The organism is Burkholderia sp. E168m22 (assembly GCF_001319805.1).
GTDB classification, from domain to species: domain Bacteria; phylum Pseudomonadota; class Gammaproteobacteria; order Burkholderiales; family Burkholderiaceae; genus Burkholderia; species Burkholderia orbicola.
Window position 1 is genome coordinate 1 of sequence record NZ_BBSK01000168.1, and the last position, 1,357, is coordinate 1,357.

Consider the following 1,357-nt stretch of genomic DNA (forward strand, 5'->3'; position numbering starts at 1 on the left):
TAGCAGGCTGTTGAAATTCGGGACGGTGTAAACGGGCGCTGAGGGCGGTGCGTTAGAGATATCGTGTTCATGATCTTGGGCAGACGAGAGCGATGCGCGGAATGGACGAGATGCAAGAACCGCTGTTCACGACGGTGAAGCTGGAAGACTTCGTGCCGGCCGATCACCCGTTGCGGCCGCTTCGGCTGCTGGTCAATCAAGCGCTGAAGCGGCTCAATGGGCTGTTTGGCACGATCTACGCGGACAGCGGCCGTGCGTCGATCGCGCCCGAGAAGCTGCTGCGCGCGTTGCTGCTGCAGGTGCTGTACTCGGTGCGCAGCGAGCGCATGCTGATGGAGCAAATGCGCTACAACCTGCTGTTCCGCTGGTTCGTCGGCCTCGCCATCGAAGACGCCGTCTGGGACCACTCGGTGTTCTCCAAGAACCGTGATCGTCTGCTCGAGCACGAAGTGGTCGAAGCGTTCTTTACCGAAGTCATGAGCTTGGCCGACAAGCAAGGGCTGCTGTCCAGAGACCACTTCTCGGTCGATGGCACGCTGATCCAGGCGTGGGCCAGCCACAAGAGCTTCCGGCCCAAGGACGGTTCGGACGACCCGCCAGCCGGTGGTGGTCGCAATGTCGACACCGACTGGAAGGGCAAGCGGCGCAGCAACGACACGCATGAATCGAGCACCGATCCGGATGCGCGCCTGTTCCGTAAGGGTAGGCAAAGCGGAGCCATCCTTTGTTATCAGGGGCACATCCTGATGGAGAACCGCTCGGGCTTGGTGGTTGGGGCCGTGGTCAGCCATGCCGACGGTTTCGCCGAACGCGCAAGTGCGTTGAACCTGCTCGATTGCGTACCGGGTCGTCACGCCAAGACGCTCGGCGCCGACAAGGGTTACGACATGCGCGACTTTGTGCGGGATTGCCGAGCGCGCAAAGTGACGCCGCACGTCGCGCGCAACGACACGCATCAAGGCGGCAGCGCGATCGACGGCCGCACCTCGCGGCACGTCGGCTATGGCATTAGCCAAGTGGTTCGCAAGCGCATCGAAGAGCACTTCGGCTGGGGCAAGACCGTCGGCCGGATTCGACAGACTGCGTATCGCGGCATCAAGCGAGTCGACCAGCACTTCAAGCTGACGATGCTGGCGAGCAACCTGACTCGAATGGCGCGAATACTGGCAGCGGTGCCGCAAGGAGCGGCGCGATGAGCCGCCCAAGTGCGATCGCCGCGCGGCGACGCGCCGGCCAGCCCGCTCGCCAGCGGGGCATCCGGCACGATACGTCTGCAACTCGGCCGCTAATCGCATACGAAATCCTTTGAAACACTGCCTCGGTTGTCAAAACGAGGTTCTTTTCAACAGCCTGCTAG

The 1,357-nt window shown here is 62.4% G+C and carries 1 protein-coding gene; it reads left to right on the forward strand.

What is annotated here, in order from left to right:
* Nucleotides 1-101: 101 nt before the first annotated feature.
* Complete coding sequence (locus tag AP428_RS34230; protein ID WP_082409486.1) at nucleotides 102-1,196, forward strand: IS5 family transposase; 1,095 nt, start codon at nucleotides 102-104, stop codon at nucleotides 1,194-1,196.
* Nucleotides 1,197-1,357 lie beyond the last annotated feature (161 nt).